At 67.6% G+C, this 18,970-nt stretch carries 15 protein-coding genes and 1 pseudogene; 3 read left to right on the top strand and 13 right to left on the bottom strand.

Translation table 11 applies throughout. The annotated features are described in order from the left end of the window. Positions 1-5: 5 nt before the first annotated feature. Positions 6-1,214 carry a sensor histidine kinase gene (locus KPB06_RS26490; protein WP_059582645.1) on the bottom strand — a complete coding sequence of 403 codons (1,209 nt, stop codon included), beginning with the start codon at positions 1,212-1,214 and terminating at the stop codon, positions 6-8. A 40-nt stretch (positions 1,215-1,254) separates the two neighbouring features. Next, positions 1,255-3,024, bottom strand: coding sequence for a type III secretion system outer membrane ring subunit SctC (gene sctC / locus KPB06_RS26485; RefSeq protein ID WP_059583120.1), 1,770 nt, complete (start codon positions 3,022-3,024; stop codon positions 1,255-1,257). Between the two features lie 103 nt (positions 3,025-3,127). Between sctC and KPB06_RS26480 the strand changes: the two genes are divergently transcribed. Further along, a complete protein-coding gene (locus KPB06_RS26480; protein WP_416045987.1) occupies positions 3,128-4,234 on the top strand; it encodes a type IV pilus twitching motility protein PilT in 1,107 nt (368 codons plus the stop codon). Positions 4,235-4,331: 97 nt separating this feature from the next. On the opposite strand, the gene pilV is transcribed toward KPB06_RS26480, so the two are convergent. From pilV to KPB06_RS26430, 10 genes and pseudogenes are all read right to left on the bottom strand, one after another. Next, positions 4,332-6,029, bottom strand: a complete 1,698-nt coding sequence (pilV, locus tag KPB06_RS26475; RefSeq protein WP_319001246.1) for a shufflon system plasmid conjugative transfer pilus tip adhesin PilV — start codon at positions 6,027-6,029, stop codon at positions 4,332-4,334. Next, positions 6,022-6,501: a type IV pilus biogenesis protein PilM gene (pilM, locus tag KPB06_RS26470; protein WP_059582652.1), complete on the bottom strand. Its 480-nt coding sequence runs from the start codon at positions 6,499-6,501 to the stop codon at positions 6,022-6,024. The genes pilV and pilM overlap by 8 nt, the downstream gene beginning before the upstream one ends. A gap of 52 nt (positions 6,502-6,553) precedes the next feature. Beyond that, a complete protein-coding gene (locus KPB06_RS26465; protein WP_275905921.1) occupies positions 6,554-7,108 on the bottom strand; it encodes a type 4 pilus major pilin in 555 nt (184 codons plus the stop codon). 103 nt (positions 7,109-7,211) lie between these two features. Continuing rightward, the gene (locus KPB06_RS26460) at positions 7,212-8,288 is read right to left on the bottom strand and encodes a type II secretion system F family protein (RefSeq protein WP_059582659.1); all 1,077 of its coding nucleotides are present in this window, start codon (positions 8,286-8,288) and stop codon (positions 7,212-7,214) included. Beyond that, positions 8,278-10,062 carry a GspE/PulE family protein gene (locus KPB06_RS26455; protein WP_099317272.1) on the bottom strand — a complete coding sequence of 595 codons (1,785 nt, stop codon included), beginning with the start codon at positions 10,060-10,062 and terminating at the stop codon, positions 8,278-8,280. The genes KPB06_RS26460 and KPB06_RS26455 overlap by 11 nt, the downstream gene beginning before the upstream one ends. A 4-nt stretch (positions 10,063-10,066) precedes the next feature. Continuing rightward, entirely contained in the window at positions 10,067-10,639 is a 573-nt protein-coding gene (pilP, locus tag KPB06_RS26450; RefSeq protein WP_230951182.1) for a type IV pilus biogenesis protein PilP, read from the bottom strand. A 13-nt stretch (positions 10,640-10,652) separates the two neighbouring features. After that, entirely contained in the window at positions 10,653-11,969 is a 1,317-nt protein-coding gene (gene pilO2 / locus KPB06_RS26445) for a type 4b pilus protein PilO2 (protein WP_099317271.1), read from the bottom strand. Between the two features lie 25 nt (positions 11,970-11,994). Continuing rightward, positions 11,995-13,728, bottom strand: a complete 1,734-nt coding sequence (gene pilN, locus KPB06_RS26440; RefSeq protein WP_059639198.1) for a PilN family type IVB pilus formation outer membrane protein — start codon at positions 13,726-13,728, stop codon at positions 11,995-11,997. Then, positions 13,728-14,912: a TcpQ domain-containing protein gene (locus KPB06_RS26435; protein WP_275905922.1), complete on the bottom strand. Its 1,185-nt coding sequence runs from the start codon at positions 14,910-14,912 to the stop codon at positions 13,728-13,730. The genes pilN and KPB06_RS26435 overlap by 1 nt, the downstream gene beginning before the upstream one ends. Before the next feature lie 477 nt (positions 14,913-15,389). After that, a pseudogene (locus tag KPB06_RS26430) lies at positions 15,390-15,583 on the bottom strand (IS256 family transposase); the annotation flags it as partial. 323 nt (positions 15,584-15,906) lie between these two features. Between KPB06_RS26430 and KPB06_RS26425 the strand changes: the two are divergent. Both KPB06_RS26425 and KPB06_RS26420 read left to right on the top strand, forming a co-directional pair. After that, a complete protein-coding gene (locus tag KPB06_RS26425; protein WP_059582676.1) occupies positions 15,907-17,343 on the top strand; it encodes a helix-turn-helix transcriptional regulator in 1,437 nt (478 codons plus the stop codon). Between the two features lie 174 nt (positions 17,344-17,517). Next, complete coding sequence (locus tag KPB06_RS26420) at positions 17,518-17,985, top strand: lytic transglycosylase domain-containing protein (RefSeq protein ID WP_059582679.1); 468 nt, start codon at positions 17,518-17,520, stop codon at positions 17,983-17,985. A gap of 207 nt (positions 17,986-18,192) precedes the next feature. Here KPB06_RS26420 and KPB06_RS26415 read toward each other — a convergent pair whose 3' ends face one another. Continuing rightward, the gene (locus tag KPB06_RS26415; RefSeq protein ID WP_226094076.1) at positions 18,193-18,744 is read right to left on the bottom strand and encodes a hypothetical protein; all 552 of its coding nucleotides are present in this window, start codon (positions 18,742-18,744) and stop codon (positions 18,193-18,195) included. Positions 18,745-18,970 lie beyond the last annotated feature (226 nt).

The raw sequence follows: 18,970 nt of genomic DNA, 5'->3' as shown, positions 1-18,970 counted from the left end.
GCGCCTCACTCGCCGCGCGCCGCGCGCAACGCGCGGTCGGCATCGACGAGCGATGTCGCGGGCGGCTTCGCGGCGACAGGATTCAGGCACGGCAGACGCAGCACGAACATGGTACCGCCTTGCCCGTTGAGCTCCGCGTAAAGTGCGCCGCCGTGCATGCCGACGATCTGCACGGCGAGCTTGAGCCCGAGGCCGAAGCCCGTTGCCGTCCGCTTGCCGAGCTTCTCGAAGTCGGCCAGCCGATCGCCCTCGACGAGACCCGGCAGCCCGCCCGCGCGATCGTCGACGACCACCTCGGCGAAACCGTCGGCCTGCCGGATCGACACGGTCACCGCCTCGCCGCGCGGCGACGCGCGAACGGCATTGTCGATGACGTTCTGGACGGCGCGGGCCACGAAGTTGCGCATGCCGCTCACCCAGAGCGGTGCGCTGTCGGGCAGCCACAAGTGTAGCGCGACGCCGCAATAGACGGCGGTGACCTCCAGCTGCGAGATGATCTGGCGCAGCGTCGCGCGCAGATCGAACCGTTTGAAGTCGCGCGCCTGCAAATGCTCGGTCACCGACGAGAAGATGAACTGCTCGCCGAGCGAGAGCACGTACTGCGCGAGCGAGGTGATCTGCTGCATGCCGCCGCAGCGCTCGAACGCCTCGGGGTCGCTCGCGTCGAGCTGCGTGAGCGCGCTGATCGAATTGAGCGGCGAGCGCAGATCGTGCAGCAAGAAGCGCAGCGACATGGCCCGCTCGTCGAGCGAGCGCGCGAACGGCGTCACGTCGGTCACGGCGATGACGGATTCGCCCGCCCCCGCACCGCCGCACGCACCAGCGGGGCCCGCCTGAATCCAGAAGGTCGAATCGTCCACGCGCACCTCGCGGCCCGCTTCGAGATCGCGCAGCCTCGGCACGTCCGTCATCTCGAAGCGCTCGCTCAGCGCCACGCTGAAATCGACGCCCGCGGGCAACGCCATCGCCAGCATCTCGAGCGCGCGTGCGTTCGCGTGAACGACCGCGCCCGCCCGATCGAGCACGATCACCCCGCACGGCAGCCCGCGCAGCGTGCCGCGCACGCGGCGCGCCTCGTCGTCGGACAGGCGGCGATCGGCGGCGCCGTCGGCGCATCCCTCGGCGGGCAAGCCCGAGGGGGCGGGCCGCGGCTCGGACGGCTTGCGGGGCTGCCCGCCGGGCAGCGAATGCGGCTGAGTATCGGATTCGTTCACATGGCCTCCTGCATTCCCCGGTGCGGGCGGTTGCGGTGAATCACGGCGAGATGACGCGCGGCGACAGCAGGAAGAGCCGCTCCATGTGGCTCTTCTGGCGGCTGTCGGTTCGGAAGAGCGCGCCGATCAACGGAATCTTCGAGAGTCCGGGCACCCCGGTCACGCCCATCGTCGCGCTGTCCGCGCGATAGCCGGCGATGAGCAGCGCCTGCCCCTCCTCGATGAACGCCTGCGTGTTGATCGTGCTGTTCTGGATCACCGGCAGGTTGCTGACCGTCCGGTCGGTGAGCTGGCCGTCCTGAATCGCCACGTCGAGCTTGATGCGTGTGCGCCCGTCCTCCTCCACGACCATCGGCAGCACGCGCAGCGAGATGCCCGTCGACACGCTGTAGAGGTCGCCCGACGTGTATCCCGACACCGGCACGAAAAACTGCGTCTGGTTGTCCATCACGGCCTCGATGTTGTTGAGCGTGACGACCTTCGGGCTCGCGTCGATCTTGGCGGCGTTCGTCTGCTGCAGCGCCGAGATGCGCGCCATCAGATAGCGGCCGGCGTCGCCGAGCACGGCGGCCACCGATGCGCCCACGGGCGTCGCCGCCGCGAGCAAGTTGCCCGGCAGCGCCGTCTGGCCGAAGTTCTGCGAGAGCGTGCCGTTGTAGGTGCTCTGTGCGAGCGTGCCGGTGCCGGTCTGCACGTCGACGTGGCTGTTGTGCGCGGTCCAGTCGACGCCGAGCTGATGCAGCGCGTCGTCGTCGATCTCGATGATGTGCGCCTCGATCTCGATCAGTTGCGGTTTGACGTCGAGGCGATCGATCAGCTTGCCGTACTGATCCATCCGGTCGGCCGTATCGCGAATCACGACGGAGTTCGTGCGCTGGTCCGCGACGATGACGGGCAGTTGATCGTCGCTCGCCGGCGCCGTGCTCGTGTTCTGCGGCGGCGGCGGCTCGCCCACCGCCGCGGCCACGGCTGGCGAAGGCTGCCCGGTGAGCCCGGCGAACATGCCCTTGCCGGCCGCGCCCGACGGCACCGGCGGCGGAATGTACGGGCCGTTGTAGGCATTGCCGTTCACGTCGTTGATCGGCGTGGTGCGCTTCACGCCGCTCGCCGGGCGGCCGCCCTCGCCGTCGCCGCGCTTGTCGGCGGCCTTGGCCGTGCGCGGGTGGTAGATGCCGTTGAGCACGGCCACCACGCCCTGCAGCGTGACCTGCTGGCCATCGATGGGCACCGTGCGGTCGTGCGCCCATGCGTGATAGAGCGGAAAGACGCGTACCTGCGTGCCGCTTCGATGCGCGGCGTTGTTGTCGAGCCGCGACGCCACGTTCGTCACCATCTGCACGTAGCGAGGCGGCCCGCTCACGAGCGCCGTGCCCTGCGCGCTGTCGTAGACGATCGGAAAGCGCTCGTCGGAGATGCGCAGCCGGTCGAGCGCCTCGCGCAGCGCGCCCGTATCGGCCGAATCGAGCTTCACGAGCGTGCTCTGCAGTTCGGCGGCCGTCGTGATGTCGAGCACTTCGCCGTCGTAGTACCACACGAAGCCGAACGACGCCGCGAGCGTATCGAGAAAGCGCCGCGGCGGCAGATGGAACTTGCCGCTCACGGTGCCGCCCACATCGGCGGCGATGCGCGTGGGGACGCCCTGGCTCGCGCCGAAGTCGCGCAGCACATCCTTGATGTCCTTGCCCTGCGCTTCGTAATCGACGATCGACGACTTCCAGCGCACGGCCGCCGCCTCGGCAACGGGGGCCGTCGCCCCGAATGCGAGCGCGGCGGCGAGGGCCACGGTGCCCAGTCGGCAAGCCCAGTTCATGACGCGCCGCCCGCGATGAAACGTACGCGGCGCCGCCCGATGCTTCGCCGACACATAGACAAAGTTTTCATGTAAGTTCCGACTATCTTTCATAGGAAGGGCACTGACGATGAACGCTCCGAGTCACGAACGTCGCGACCTGACGCGCGAGATTCTCGAATTGATCGACCTGCGGCAGACTTTCACCGATATTCACATCGAGCAGGACCGGCCGATCATGATCAAGGCGCCGCGCGGCTGGCTCGCCGTCGGCGAGGAGCCCGTGCTCCACGACGAAATGCTGCCCACGCTGGCCTCGATCGAACCGGACTGGGAGGCGCAGCTTCAGCACGGCGCGATCGATCGCCCGTTCGTGCTCACGCGCTGCCGCCTTCGCTGCAACATCTACCGCACCAATGGCGGCCGCAAGCTCGTCATCTCGATCCGGCGCCTGCCGCTGCAGCCGCTCGCGCTCGACAAGCTCGGCCTGCCCGCCTACGTGCGCTCGATGATCGACAGCGCCAAGGGGCTGATCCTCGTGACGGGCCCGACCGGCTCGGGAAAGACGACGACGATCGCGTCGCTGCTCGAGCACATCAACCGCACGCGCAACAGCCACATCGTCACGATCGAGGAGCCGATCGAATACGAACTCGAGGGCCGCACGTCGATCGTGTCGCAGCGGCAAGTGCCCACCGACACGCCGAGCTTCTCGGCCGGCCTGCGCGAAGCGCTGCGGCAAAAGCCCGACGTCATCATGGTGGGCGAGGTGCGCGACCCCGAGACGGCGGAGACGGCGCTGCAGGCCGGCGAATCGGGCCACCTCGTGCTCGCGACGATGCACACGGGCAGCGCGATCGGCACGCTCACGCGGCTGCTGTCGTTCTTTCCGGCCGAGCAGCGCGAGCGCTATGCGGCCGCGCTCGCGAACTGCCTGATCGGCGTGATCTGCCAGTGCCTCGTGCCGACGGAGGATGGCGAGAACCTCGTGCTCGCGAGCGAACTGCTCTTCAACAACAATCAGCAGATCAGCGGCCTGCTGACCGATCCGGGCAAGCTGCCCTACCTTGCCGAATTCATGAAGCGCAAGGAAGACAACATGTCGCGCATGCTCAACGATCACCTCTTCAGCCTCGTATCGAAGCGGCAATGCCTGCCGCGCGACGTGCTGCGCGCGACCTACAACCGGCTCGAGCTGCACGAAATGCTGCAGACGCTCGCGCCGCACTGAGCCCGCGCGAAGGCCGCGCCGGCGCGATGGCGCCGGTCGCGCCGTGCGTGGCGGTGCTGCGAAGGTGTGCGGTGTCGACGGGCTCACGGTTGGGCGCTCAGTAGTAGGAGTTGATCGTCCAGCCCGCCGCGACGGGCGTGTTCCAGACCGTCTGGCCAGACTCCCCGCAAAAGCTGCTGACCCACGGCGTCGTGATGCCGGCGTACGTCGCCCAGTTCGTCGTCACGACGATCGTGTAGGTGCCAGGCGTGCCCGCCTGGGACAGCGCGTTGTTGATCCCGCCCGAATCGTCCTGAAGCGTCGGCGTCTGGCTCTCCGTATGCCCGAGGTTGTGGTTGCCGCCGTCGGTGATGTCGATGCTCTGCGAGAGCTGCCCGCGGTTGCCGGAGGGCCCGTTGCACATGCCGTCGTTCAGGTGCGCCCACGTGGACGCGACGATGATCCCCGGCTTGGTGAGGTTGACGGTCGTCCTGAACGTATACGAGTACGTGCCATTGCTGCCGTTGTACGAATAGGCACCCGACTGGAAGTTCGTCGCCGGCTGGCTCGTGCAGGCCGAGTAATCGCCCGCGCCGTTCGGGTTGGCCATCACGAGCTGACAGCCCGTGAGCGATGACGCCGGCTCGATTTCGCTTTGCGTTTGCCACCTGCCGCCGCGGCACGACAGCACGCGCCCGTTCGCATCGGTGGAGACGAGCGTCGTGCTCGCCGACGCGGGGGCGATGGCCGCATTCTGCGGCGCGGGCGGGCATGGGTCGCCGACGTTGTTCGCGTTGCCGAGCGCGAGATTGCCCGCTTCGTCCACCGCCAGCGCCTGCCATGCGGCGCCGTCGTACGCATAGGCCCGATTCGTCGCGGCGGTGAGCCGCACGTCGCCCTGATGTGCGCCAACGCCCGCGAGCGCCGCTTCGTCGGCCACCGGTTCGCGCCAGTGATAGGCCGCCTGCGGCACCCACATGTGCTGCGTTCCATCGCAATTCAGGACGTTGCCCGAAGAGTCGGCCGCGATGGCGCCGGGCTGCGTGCAGGCGGCGTAGTCGATCTGCTGCGCGAGCACGATCGGCACTTGCATCGTGTTCGCCTGCGGGTTGCCCGGCACGGCCACGCGGTACAGATAGTCGACGTTCTGCGCCTGCGTGCCGTCGTAGAAGATGAGGCTCGCCAGATGTCCCGTGCCCGTTTTCGTGTTGGTGCAGGACGTATTCGCCGGGTTGGGCGTATCGACCTTCCAGGTGCCGAAGGCGCCGATGGCCGCGCCGCTCGCATTGTTCGTCGCCTGGATCGAGCCACCGCCCGGGCCGGCGTTCGCCGCGATGTAGCCGAGTTCGGGATCGGGAATGGTCCGGCCGCCCTCCGTGACGAGCAGCGCCTGCAACGCCACCGGGCTGGCGCCGCCCGGGGCCGCGTAGACGAGCAGGCACGGCGTCTGACCATACGGGTTCGTGCCGCTCAACGCATTCGACAGGTAGGTCGACAGCTGATACGGCGAGCCGGTCATTTTCACGATCACCGGCGAGGTGGTCGTGGCCTGGGCCGCGAGCGCCGTGTAGTTCTGCCGAATGAGCCGCGTGGCGGCCGCCGTCAGCTGCGACTGATAAAGCGCGGCCTGCTGCGCGCGCGTATCGTCGAGCGACGAGTTCGTGAGCGTGACAAGGCCCGCCATCATCAATGCCGCGAGCGCAAGTACCGCCAGCATCTCCACCATCGTGAAGCCGGACATGCGGCGCGCCGGCCGCGCACGGGGGCCGGCGCGCCGCATGCCGATGCGAGCGAGGGTACGGGTGCGCTCAGTCATACGCTTGCGCCATCCATACCGGCATGCCGTTCGGGATCGCGTTCGCCAGTGCGGCCGGCAGCGGCACGGCCGGGTTGCCGGGGGACACGAGGTTGGCGCCGAGCGCCACGCCGGCCAGCGCCGAGCCCTGCGCAATCTGCTCGATGCCGTCGACCGCGGTCGCGGCCGCCGCCGACGCCGCATAGACCACGACCAGGCTGCCCGCATAGCCGGTATTGGGCTGGACGTAGTTCCGCCACATCGGATCGGGTACGGTCGCCCCGAGGTAAGGCGCGACGCTCGCCGCCGGCACGCTGCCGGCGAACGACGGGTTGGCGCGCGCGAAGGCCACCACGGCCTGCCGGTAGGCGCTCATGTTCGCCGCGAGCGCCATCGCCGACGGCGCGAGCGGTGCCGGCGCCGCCTCGGCGCCGAGCAGCGCGTAGGCACCGGTCAGCATCGCGAAGGCGGCGACGATCCAGATCAGGAACATGGCAGGCGGCTCGTGGCGTCAATCGGAGTGAAGGCCGATACTCTGGCCTCGATCAGGCGGAGGTCCAGACGATGGTCTTCGCACCACCGGCACAAGCGGCCTGAGCGGCGGCGGGCGTGACCGGCACGGTTTGCGGCGTACCGCCGATAGAGACGGCCGTCCAGGTTCCGCCGGCGGACGCCGCGTTGATGCATACGTCCGTCGGCACGGAATCGAATGTGATCGTGAATGTACCGGTGCCAGTGCCGTTAACGGTGACTGCGCCACCCCAGGCGTCGGTGACGGTATTTGCCGCGGTGTCGATGACGAGCGTCGTCGGGATGATGCCGGCGGCAATGGCGACGGTCGTCGTCAGCCCGGTGTAGCCGTTGGTCTGCCCCATATACAGCTTCTTGACGCCGGTCTGGATGGCCGTCACCTGCTCGGCCGTCTGATTCGACGAAGCACTGCCGAATGCGCCGCGCAGCAGCGCAATCGCGCCGATGACGACGATTGCGGCGATCCCGAGATAGGCGATCGCTTCGAGCAGGGTGGCGCCACGCTGCATGTGCCGCGCCCCACGGCTGCCCACCCGGGCGCGAATCGATGCGACGGTCTTGACATTCATGTTGCTCTCCTTGGTTTCCTCAATCGGCACGCGAGAAAGACGTGCCCCCTACCTTCAACACCCGTTCGTTTGCACTGCGCTTGCACGTCATTACACGGCAGGCTCAATGCACACTCCGGGCCAAAGCCGCAATTTCCTGCTGAATTCCGAAGAAGCCGCTGATGAGCCACGACAGCACGAGCGCGAGCACCACGATCGCCGCGCCGTTGACCACGCGCATCTGCGCCTCGATCGTCTCCACGCCGTCGGTCATCCATTCGTTGGCGATCGCGTGCAGCGCCTCGGCGAAGCCCTTGTATTCGGCATACACACACAGATCGTCGACGATCTCCTCCGAAGGAAACCGGTAGCCGGCGTTCTTCATCGCCTCGCCGACGTTGAGCCCCGACTTCACGCCGAACAGCATGTCGTCGATTCGCTGCCTGAGCCACGGCGTCGCATCGGCGGCCAGCCGCGCGAGCGAGCGTTCGACCGTGAAGCCCGCCGCCTGCAGCGACGAAAGCGCGACGAGAAAACCGCAGCCCGTAATGAGCCGATAGATCGAGTAAGGCGGGTAGCGGTCGAGCCAGGCCCGCACGTTGCCGGACCAGCGCGGCATCGAGTACAAGAGCGCCGCGACGAGGATCGCGAGCACCACGAGGCAGTAGATCATGCCGCCCTGCACGAACCGGGACAGCTCGTAGAGCGACTTCGCGACGCCGTGCCAGCGCTCCGGGCTCACGATCGACGCGAAGCGCGGAATCACGAGCTTGCCGAAGAGATACACGTACCCGATCGTCATCGCCACGATCACGCACGGGTAGGTCAACCCGCCGACGATGGCCGTCCGGATCCGGCGGCCGTACTGCACGACGTTGCACACGTTCAGCAGCGCGGCCTCGAGGCGCCCGGACTGCTCGCCGGCCATGACGATCATCTGCTCGGTATGCGGCACCCACCACGCCATTGCCTCGGCCAGCATGCCGCCGTTTTGCACGACGCCGCGCCAGTCCGCGAGCGTCAATGCCAGCGGCTCGTTCGGCTTGCGGCCCTCGTGCGACGCGCGCAATTCGAGCTCCTCGAGAATCTTGAGCAACGGCAAACCGTTCGCGAGCATTTTCGCGATCTTGCGATAGAGCCGCAGGCGCGCCTGCGTCGTGAGTTGCAGGCGCGCCCAGCGCCGGTTGAGCTCAAGTGCCATAGCCGCTTCCGAGCGGCTGCGGCCGCCCCCCGCTGCCCTGCATGAACGGCCCGACCACGCGCTCCGCCATGCGCGGATCGACGAGCCCTGCCGCCACTTTTTCGAGCGCGTGCTGCGCGACCGTCTGCCCCGCGAGCTCGCCGAGCCAGTACGCGTGCGCATCGGGCTTGCGCCCGGCGCGCAGCAATTCGCAAAACGTCGCGTCGGTGCGCACGACCTCGGCCACCACGGTCCGGCCGACCGTGCCGTTCTTGCAATGCGGGCAGCCAGGCCCGGCCACGCGCACCGCGTCGAACCGCGCGCCGACGGCCCGCTTCAAGCGCGCGACGAGCCCCATGTCGAGCTGCGCCATCGACTCGGCCAGCGGGCGCGAGCAGTGCGGACACAGCAGCTTGACGAGCCGCTGGCTGATGAGTCCCGTGACGAGCGATTCGTCCGTCACCATCGCGATCGGCAAGCCGAGATCGACGAGACGGTCCACGATCGCGAGCGCGCCGTTCGCGTGCACCGTCGTCCAGACCTGATGGCCCGTCATCGCGGCGCGCAACGCGCTTTGCGCCGATGCACGGTCGCGCACTTCGCCGATCATGATCGTATCGGGATCGAGCCGCATCGCGTTCGCGATCGCGGCGGCGAACGCGAGCGAGCGCGCCTCTTCCGTCGGCGCGTTGACGACGGGCGTCTGCACGGCGCCCTCGATCGGGTACTCCACCGGGTCTTCCACGGTGATGACGTGGATCGAGCCGGCCATCTCGCGCAGTTGCCTCGTCAGCACGCGCTGCAACGTCGTGGATTTGCCCGAGCCGGTCGGGCCGCTGATGATGTTCATGCCGTGCGGCTGCTGCGCGAGCAGCTCGAACGCGTTCGCCTGCGCCACCGTGAAGCCGAGCTCGGTCAGGGCCGTCGCCTCGCCCGCATCGTTGTAGAGCAGCCGCAGCACCATGACGCTGCCGACGCTCGTGGGCGCCGTCGCGATCCGCACGCCGAAAAGCCGGTCCGGCAGCTTGTCGCGATCGCCGATGGCCGCGTCCTGGCGTTCGTTCGGCTTGTAGGTGTTGTCCGATACGCTCGACATCGCCGCGTAAAGCGTGGCGAGCAGCCGCTCGCCATACTCGCGCGTCTGCTCCGACATGCGCACGAGTTCGTTGTGGATGCGAAAAAGAATCTCCGTGCTGAAGCGGTTCACACGGATATGGATATCCGACGCACGCTCGTCGCACGCCCGCGCGATCAGGTTCTTCGCGACGGCCTGCATCTGCGTGTGATCGATGCGCTCGGCACTACCGTCGCGGCGCGGGCCCTGATAGCTGCGCCTGATCGCATCGAGCGTCACGAGCCGCGTCGTATAGCGGCAATTGAGCCGTTCGAGCCTCGCGCAGTACGACAGCACGAACGGATTCATTTCGTGCCCTTCGGCAACGAGCAGCGTGCCGTCGTCGAGCAGACAGAGAAACTTGCGCTCCTCGTCGCTCGCGGCGAACTCGCCGCTGTCCGAAAGCGGGCGCGCCACCGCGGCGAGCGGCAGCGCCTGCCCCGGCGGCTGGCTTTGCGACGCCGTTTGCGCGGGCCGCACCGAAGCGGCGGCGGCCGCGGCCACGGCGCTCAGCACCGGCTCGCGTGGCCGAGCAACCGGCGCGAGAGCCGGCGCGGCCGGGGCCGCGGGCTGAGCCTGCGCAACAGACGGATCGGTTTCGATCGGCTTCACGGCGCGCGAGAGAATCAGCGGCGTCACGCTCGTGGGCGTCTTGCCCGGCGGTGTGGGAGACGAACTCATGGCGTCACCTCGCAGGCATCGGCAACGCAGGCAGCGTCGGTATCGGCGGCACGCCGGGCGAGCCTGTCGACGCCACGTTGCGCGCGGGCTGCTGCCGCACGCTCGCGGAGACGGTCAGCGTCGTGCGCCGTCCGTCTTGCGATGCGAGGACGATCGCACCCGGGCGAATGGCCGCCACGCGCATGCCGTTGGGCAGCGTATCGCCGGGCCCGACGTCGAACTCCGCGCCGTCGCTCGTCGCCACGGTTGCGCCGAGCTTCTTGCCGAGCCCTTGTGTCGCCACGAGCGACACGTCCGAATACGACGAGACGGTACTGCCCATCCGGTGCAGCGCTTCTTGCCGCTCCGCCACCTGCGCCTGCGCATCGAGCTTTTTCAGCTGCGCTTTGAGGATCATCGTTTCCTCCTGTAGCCGCATCAGTTCGTTGGCTGCCTGCACGGCGGCCGGTGTCGGAACGACGTTCATGCGCGGCGCCGCTTCAGCGGGCGCGGCGGCCGTGGTGGCTGCGGCGGCCGTGGCGCTGGCCTCGCCGAACGCGGCCAACGGCCACGCCCAGCAGCAGGCGAGCACCAGCACAGTCAATGCATCGTCATTTCTCATAGAGCACTCCGTCGAGCGTCCACTGCCCGGATTTGTATGAAAGCGTCTCGACGCGCACGCCCGGCTCGTCGAGGTACCTGACGAGGCTGTCGGGCCGCACGTCGCCCAGTTGCGCCGACATGCGCCAGGTCTGCCAGCTCGGCGCCGGGGGCGGGCCGCCGCCCGGATGCAGCCGGTCCAGCGTTTGCGAAGCGAGGCCGCGCTGCGGCGCGCTTGCCGGTTGCAGCGTGAACGTCAGGCCGATGCCCAGCAACTGGAAGGCGGAAAGCATGCGCAAGCGCACGCCGTGCACGCCATCGAGCACTTCGTCTCCCCCTGCGGGCAAGGCCAGCGGCTCCACGTAGCTCGCATGCTCGCCGTTGCCGTCGATCGTCGCGCGCGGCTCCGCCGCCATCAGCATCGCCACGTTCGATCCGCCCCGCGACCAGCTGTAGCTGACGTTCGACGCGCGGCAAACGTAGTCGTCGAGTTCCCAGCCGCCCGGCGCGATATGCGTGAAGTGATCGAGGCACGCGCGAACGAACGCATCGGGCCGCGGCGCGCCGGCCCATGGGTGCGCGGCTTCGGGCGGCGCCACGGGCTTGGGCGGATGCAGCGCGAGTTCCGCGCGCATCCGCTCGAACGCCTGCTGCCGCTCGAGTTCCATACGGTGGCGCCGGTACGCGACGATGCCGGCCGCCACCGCGGCCGCCACCACGATCGCGCCGGCGACCAGCAGCACCTCGCGCCGCGGTGCGCGCCGCGAGACACGCGACAGATTGAGCCAGCGCGGCAAATGCGGCTTGCCGCCCCGGCGCGGGATCATGTCCTCGATGCGCCGCGCGTAGAAGTTGTGGAACCCCTGCACTTCCAGCTGCGGATCGCCGATGACGACGTTCCAGCCGCCGAGGCTGTAATCGCCGTGCAGCCGCTCGAACACGTCTTCGCTCGAACCGATCCAGTCGCCGTTCGGCAGGAACGCGCCGTCGCGCACGGCGAAGTAGGCCCAGCGCCCGTCGGGCAGATGAAACGCACCGAGCCAGTTGGGCGCCGGCTGCTGGCGCCCGTCGTAAAACGCGCCTTCGGCCGCGATCGTCTTCGACACGAGCGCGCCGAGCGACGGCAAGCCCAGTTGCGCGCCCTCGCGCGTGCTCGCGAAACCCACACCCGCGAAGGTGCGGTCGATACGCAGCACCATCGCGTCGAAATTCAGGCGCGCGGCGAGTTCCACGGCCTCCGCGCGCAGCGCGTGCCGGCGCGAGAGCGATTGCCAGAAAAGGCCGCATATGAAACGCTGACGGCCGATCTGGATGACTTGCGTCGCCATGACGGATCCTGTGCCCGAGCGCGCGTCAAGCGCCGTTGATCGCGATCGGCGACAGCAGGATGACGATCACCTCGCGCGTGCCCGACGCGTTGAATCCGCCCATCGCGTAGTTCGACGGATGGCCGACGCCTTGCCGGTTATCCTGATCGGTGATGCCCTCGTAGCCGCTGATGACGAGCGTTTGCCCCGACTTCACGGCGATGCGCTGCAGGAAGTTGCGCGTGTCGACGGTCGGCAGCTGGATCTGCTGGTTCGCCGGGCCGAACGGCGCAAGGTTCACGAGCGACGAAATGTTGCTGTAGAACTGCATCATGATCGTGCCGTCGTCGAGGATGTGCGGCAGCACCGTGAGGTTGAAGCCGGTCGTGATCGTGCCCGGCGTGAGCGAAGTCTGGCTGCCGATGTTGACGGTGTTGGTCGTCGAGATCTGCGCGAGATAGCCTTGCTGCTCGGCCACCTGCACGGGAACGGGCTGATCGTTGAGCGTCGTGATCGAGGCCGAGGTCTTGCGGTGCACCGTACCCTGCGTCGAAAGCGCATCGATGATGGCCGTCGTGCTCGAGGCGCGGCTCGACGGTGTGATCACCGTGGCCGAGAGCTCGCTCGGGTTCTGGATCATGCTCGTGAACGCGGTGGTGATGCCGAACTGCGTGCCGAGCGCCTGATAGACCGCGTGCCAGTTGATGCCGTAGCTGTCCTGCGCGGAAAGCGTGACCGAGAGCACCGTCACGTTGACGAGCACCTGCCGCGCGAGCACGCGGTTCTGCTGCTCCATGAACTCGCCCACGCGTTCGAGCACGTCGGGCGTATCGGTTACCGAGATCGAGCCCGTGGCGGGCGAGGTGATGACCGAGCCTGCCGGAGAGAGCATCGCCTTGATCGCCGTCTGCAAGCCGTTGTACACCGAGAGTTGCGCGTTCATCGTGATGTTCGCGGTGTTGTCCGACGACACCGACGGCGAACCGGACGCCCCGCCGCCTCCGCCGCCGATGCCCGCGCCACCGGCGCCCGATCCACCCGCGGCCCCCGCGCCGTTGCCCGACGCGCCGCCGCTGTTGCTCGCACCGCTCACGACGTTCGTATCCAGCCTCGAGTCGCCCGGAATGGCGACCACCTGATAGACGCGCGTGGCCGTGTAGAAGAAGACGATCGCGCCGTCCTCGTACTTCCAGTAGACGCCGAAGCGGGCCGACGCCGTGTCGAGCAGCCCGCGCAGCGTGCCGCGCGAATACGCGATGCGTACGGGCGACGATACGTTCGGCACGCGCGCGGCCACCGTCGCGGCGCTCGTGCTCGGCGCGGGCCCCTGCAGCAGGCCCGGTGGCAGCGGCGGCACGCCGGGATAGGCTCCGGCGCCGCCCGTATCGACCGCGGTCTGCGTCGCGCGCGCGGCCGCTTCGCTCGTGCCCGGCGCGACCTTGGCCGGCAGGTGCGCGAGGCGCGAAATCCGATCGGCGAACATGCGCAGCGAATCGACCGTGCCGTCGAAGCTCGCCGGCTCGTCGAAGAGCTTCGGCAGCGTCGATTTCGCGGCGATCTTGATCGTCTTGCCCGAAAGCCAGAGTTCGTCCTTGACGATGACGTCGTCACTGCCCGGCACCGCGCGGTTGTCGCCGTTCGACAGCTTGCCGAGCAATTGCCCCGCACGCGCGGTATCGGCCTGCGAGCTGCGCTCGATCTTGTCCAGGAGGCCGGTGCACCCCGCGAGCAGCGAGAGGCAGGCGGCAAGGATGACGAAAGGACGACGGAGGACGCTCATCAACTTGCTCCTTTGGGAACGACGCGCATGACGCGGTTGCGCTGGTACAAGACCACCTGAATCGGCACCTGCGCGCCGGCGAGCGCATTGGTCACCTGACGCAGCGCTTCGGCGAGCGTGCCGTGTATCGTGGCCGTCGCGTCGACCTGAAAATCGGTCGGCACGTCCCAAATGAATTGCCAGCCGGCTTCGCTCGCCCAGCGCGCGAGCGCATTGCGCACGGAGCCGTCCGACAGGCGCATCTGCCACTCCGTGCGCTCGGGCGCCACCGCGGGCGCGAACGCCGGCGTCGCGACGGGCGCCCACGATGCGGCCGGCGAGTCCGGGCCGGACGCCGGCTGCATGGCGGCGAGCAGCGGGGGCTCGATGGCGTCACGCTTTGCGGGCGCGGGCACCTGCGCTCGCGGCGGTGCTGAAACAAGTGTCGGCACCGATGCCGGCATCGCCGGCCCGGCTGCCGGTGCGGGCGACGTCACCGGAGCGGGTGCGGGTGCTGGTGCTGGTGCTGGTGCTGGTGCCGGTGCCGGTGCCGGTGCCGGTGCCGGTGCCGCCACGGGCACGACCGCCGGTGCTGCCGCCGGTATGCGAGCCGATGCCGGTGCTGCAGGCGTCGACGTCGAAACGCGCGCCTGCGCCACGGTCTGCGCCTGTGCAATGGCAGGCCCCGCCGCGGGCGCCATCGCCGTCGCGCCCGTGGGCAACGTGGAAGACGCATTCATGGCGGCACCGTTCATCCGTGACGCCGCGCCGGCCGCCTGCGAGGCAGGCCGCGGCGCGTCAACGTTTGCGCGCCGTGCATGCGCAGTCACCGTGAGCAAGCGCATATCCGTATCGATGCGCGCCTGCAGCGCGGGATCGACCGACAGCACCTCGCCGAGCGCGTGCGCGACCGACGAGCCGGCGCGCCAGCTCACCGGCGCGTCGGCCCAAGCGCCCGCGTTCGGCACATTGATGCTGTAACTCGTCGGCATGATCTGCTCGAGCGCGCGCAGCAACGGAACGTCGTGGCCGCCCGTGCGCACGACGCCGCCCAGGCGCTGCCCGCCGTCGACGATCACTTGCTGATCGGAAGCGTGCGCGACCGTGCAGGCGAACCAGACGCCGCACAGCAGCGCCCGAATTGCCGGCGGCATCGCCGCTATCCAGACATTCGCCCTCGCCCGGTTCCACCTCTTGTCGCTCATGCACCTCGGATGCACCGGAAGCTCTATTTTTCTTGTTGCCACGTTCTTTTCAATCTACTTGAACCACGCCAATGGCCGCCCGAAAAGCAGCACCGAAAGGCGTCAGGAATTCGAAAGAAATTGTGTAAGAAAACCGTAACGCCGCGTAAGGATAGCACTACAGCTCAATGGGTGTTTACGACAACGTACACCGCACCTTTAAGTAAAAAAATAATCCTGGAAAATCATCCTGTCTCGGCCGGCATGGATGATACAGGCACTGGCGAGAGAACGTCGCCTTCGCGTCGCAAGCCCCGCCCAGCATGGCGCTGTGGCAGCCGCGGAATTTTTTTTGGACGTTTAGGCGCGAATCGCGGAATGGCCGCCCTGGAAATATGGCAGATACAAACGTGTGCTATGGCGCCGTTCGCGGGCAAGCCGCCAATTGGGTGCCGTACAGGAGGTATTCGGAATTCCGTGCGTCAGGCGGATTGATATTCAGATTCCATTGTTTAATCTTTCTGAATAAACAAGCGCGAACTGATTCACGGCGCGCTCCAATCGTGCGGGGAACCGGTCCATTGACCAAGACGTTGCGCAGCGGCGGCCAGATCAGCTTGAGCGCCGCCTCATCCGACGGGAAGTGGCCGCGCCGTGATCATCTTCCGAGGCTGCATGTGCAGCGACTCGAGTTTGCGTGGCATGAAGCGGCCCCCTGGCCGTCGGTTCATGCGTCACACACGAAGATCCGGACAGGCTCGGCGTGCACCGCGCCAAACGGCGCACGGCGGCGGCAAACGTAACAAATCATCAAAAAGCCGCGACGCAGGCCTCCCGCTCGTGCGTGAAAGTCCACCGCGGCACCGCCCTATCCGGCACATGCCGATACCGAATCGAAGGTAACAAACCATCACAAACACGCGCCTGAATCGGCCCGCGATGAAAACATGCGCTCACGGCTTCACGAATCGTTTCACGCCGCTTAACGCATCGCTCATTGAGTCAGGAGCACGACATGTTCTCAACGATCTACTTCGCCGCCGCCTCGGCCCTCGCTTTCGACGACACCCCCGCGGACGTCGCCTCGAAAATGCTCCACGGCCAGTTTCTCGACGCTGTCCGCCACGCCGCACGCCATGCCGATACCGACACGGCGCAAGCTCAGCCCGGCTACGCACAGCTGCAAGTCTGCGCCGACCTCGAGCTGATGCTCGGCCGCCATGAAGAAGCGGAGGAAACGTATCGCCGCGCGCAAAAAGCCATTCGCGCCCATCGCGACGGTCTGCGTATCGCGTCGTGCCGCAATACCGGCTGGCAAGCCTTGTTCCGCAACCAGTTCAACGTCGCGCTCAGTTGCTTCAAGCGCGTCGGCGAGGAAAAGGCGGCCACGCCGCGCCAACGTCTCGACAGCCTCCTCGGTGCGACGCTCGTTTCGTTTCATCTGGGCTTGATCCAGGCAGCGTGCCATCGCCTCGGCGAGCTGGCCGCTCTGGCGGCAACGCATGGCGATCGCCGTTGGAGCTACCTCGTGGACGCGCTGCGGCGGGACCTCTTCGCGCAGCACGAACTGCACGGTGCGGAGCGGCTCGCCGACCACATCTACTGGCGCTCGGCCATCGCGGAGTTCGAGCCGAGCGAGGCACCGGTACCCGGCTCGCAGCCCGCCGGGACCGTGCTGCCGCTGCTGGCCGAGCGACTCTCGCACCTGAGCCGGCTCGTTTCGCTGGCCGACGGCCGGACGAGCGCGGGCGAAACGCTCAAGCAATACGTGAGCTGGAGCCGCCAGGCCGGCCTCAACGATTACCACCGCAGCCTGTGTCTGGAAATCACGCTGGCCGCGATCGCCGGCCACGCGACGCCGTTGGCCGAAGCGATGCTCGATGCGTCCGGCGCGGCGAATTCGCAAGGCAGCCAGCATGCGCGCTGGTACCTCGACTACCTCTACTGCCGCGCGAAGATCATGCAGCAGCAGATGCGCACGCAGGAATTCGCGCAGTTCTACGGCCGCTACGCGCTCGCGTCGATTCAGCACGTGCGCGCGGACAGCATGTCGATGCCCGCCGCCGCGGCCGATCACATGCAGGCGTCGCGCACGGCGCAGCGCTCCGACGACGTGAGCGCGCGCCTGCCGGCGAAATACCGCCGCGCCTATCGTTACCTGATGGACAACCTCGACCAAAAGGACCTTTCGGTGCGCGAAGTGGCATCGCATGTGGGCGTGACCGAGCGCGCGATGCAGGCAGCGTTCAAGAACCACCTCGGGCTGTCGCCGAGCGAGCTGATCCGGCGCCAGCGGATGGAGCGCATTCGCGGCGATCTGCTCGACGACGGCGCACCGGCCACGCGCGTGCTCGACGTCGCGAACAAGTGGGGCGTGCGCCATCGTTCGACGCTGGTCAACGGCTACCGGCGCGTGTTCCAGGAAGCGCCGTCGGAGACGATGGGCCGCTGAGGGCAGCGGTGTGCGGCGCCCAAGCGCCTGCACCGCCGATCGCCAACACGGCCGGCCCACGGCTTTTTTCGCCAACGCCGTCCGACGAAACGCAAACGCGTGGGTCGGACGGCGTTTTCATTCGCACGTCGGTGCGAAGCGATTCCCCGCACCGCTTCTCTTACCGGATGATCCATGATGCGACCATTCACCCCCAAGCCGGCGCTCGTGCTGGCGCTTGCCATTCTGTCCGCGCGGCCCGCCGAAGTGCGCGCGCAGACTCCCGACTGCTTTGCAGCGGCTGCAGCCTATCAGCAGGTGAGCCCCGTCGTGCTGCGCGCGATCGCGTGGCAAGAATCGCATGGCAATGCGAACGCGCTCCATCGCAACCGGAACGGTTCGACCGATTACGGCATGATGCAGATCAACTCGATTCACCTTCCGCTGCTGTCGCGCTACGGCGTCTCGGCGGACGACCTCATGAACCCATGCCTGAGCGTCTACGTGGCTGCGTGGCACCTGCACAAGATGATGGTCAAGTACGGGAATACCTGGGCGGCGATCGGTGCCTACCATTCGGAGACACCTGCCGAGCGCGACCGCTACGCGCGTTCCGTGGAACACATCGTCGAGCGCATGAAGCTGACGGATGACGGGCAGTAAGACGAGGGGGTAGCCGGGGAGACCCGGCTGCCGGCGAACGTCGTCAAGCGAGAATGCGACGTTGCATGAAGAAATCGTCCCGCATGGCGAGCGCCAGGGCAAGCACGAAGCGCAGACGAAGCAGGAACAAGGCAGGCAGGACGTGTGGACGATCAGACCGGGGCGTTCGCGAGCCGCGCGCGAAAACGCCGCGGCCCGCCGCAGCCGTTACTGCCCCTTGGCGGCGTTCGAAATGTTGCTGGCGCCCTTGTTACCCACCGACGCCAGCGCCGATGTGAGCTCCTGCGACTGCTGGTTGACGGCGGCCGCCAACGTGTTCGCGTTGTTGAGCCGCGTCATCTCGCTTTGCTGCCTCATGAAGTCGTTTTGCATCGCGGCCATTTGCGTCACGGGGTCCCCTGCGCCGAGGGCCGATGGACGCACGATGTCACCCGCCGCATGCATCGCGGTGGACGCGATACCAGGCGGCAGAAAGTGGCTTCCGGCATGCAGCGCCGAACTCAGCACCTGTGCACCGACGTTCCCCGCGCGCCCCGGCAGGCTCGCGAAGTTGCGCGGCGGCGGAGGAGGCGGCGGCGCGCCGTCGGCCCCCTTGAAGCTGGACAGCCCGTCCAGTTGGCCTTTGCTGCGCGCGGGCGCTTGCTTTTGCGCGCCGTCGGTCGCACCGTTCTTCGTCCCTTTCTCGAATTTCGCGATAGTGGACTGGACGAGCCCCGGTTGAATTCCTAACTTGCTCATGGAGAACTCCTTGAGTGACATGACGATTTCCGTCGCCGGCAACATCGCTCGATGTCGGTGCGGTACGGTCCCCGCATCCCACTCACGCGGAGCGATATCGAGGAATGCAAGCCCAAGCTTATGCTCCACGGCATTGCGCCACGCAAGCGACGCGACGCGGCGAGCGAAATTGCGAAGCGCGCATGCGGCAAATGCGATGAAGTGCGCAGATGGGTCCGCACTCGCAGCACCGCGCCGGCATCGACGT

Origin of the sequence: Burkholderia semiarida, assembly GCF_029268935.1 — a bacterium.
GTDB lineage: Bacteria > Pseudomonadota > Gammaproteobacteria > Burkholderiales > Burkholderiaceae > Burkholderia > Burkholderia semiarida.
Note: the sequence above shows the minus strand (reverse complement) of the source record. Positions and strands in the feature narration are given on the sequence as shown.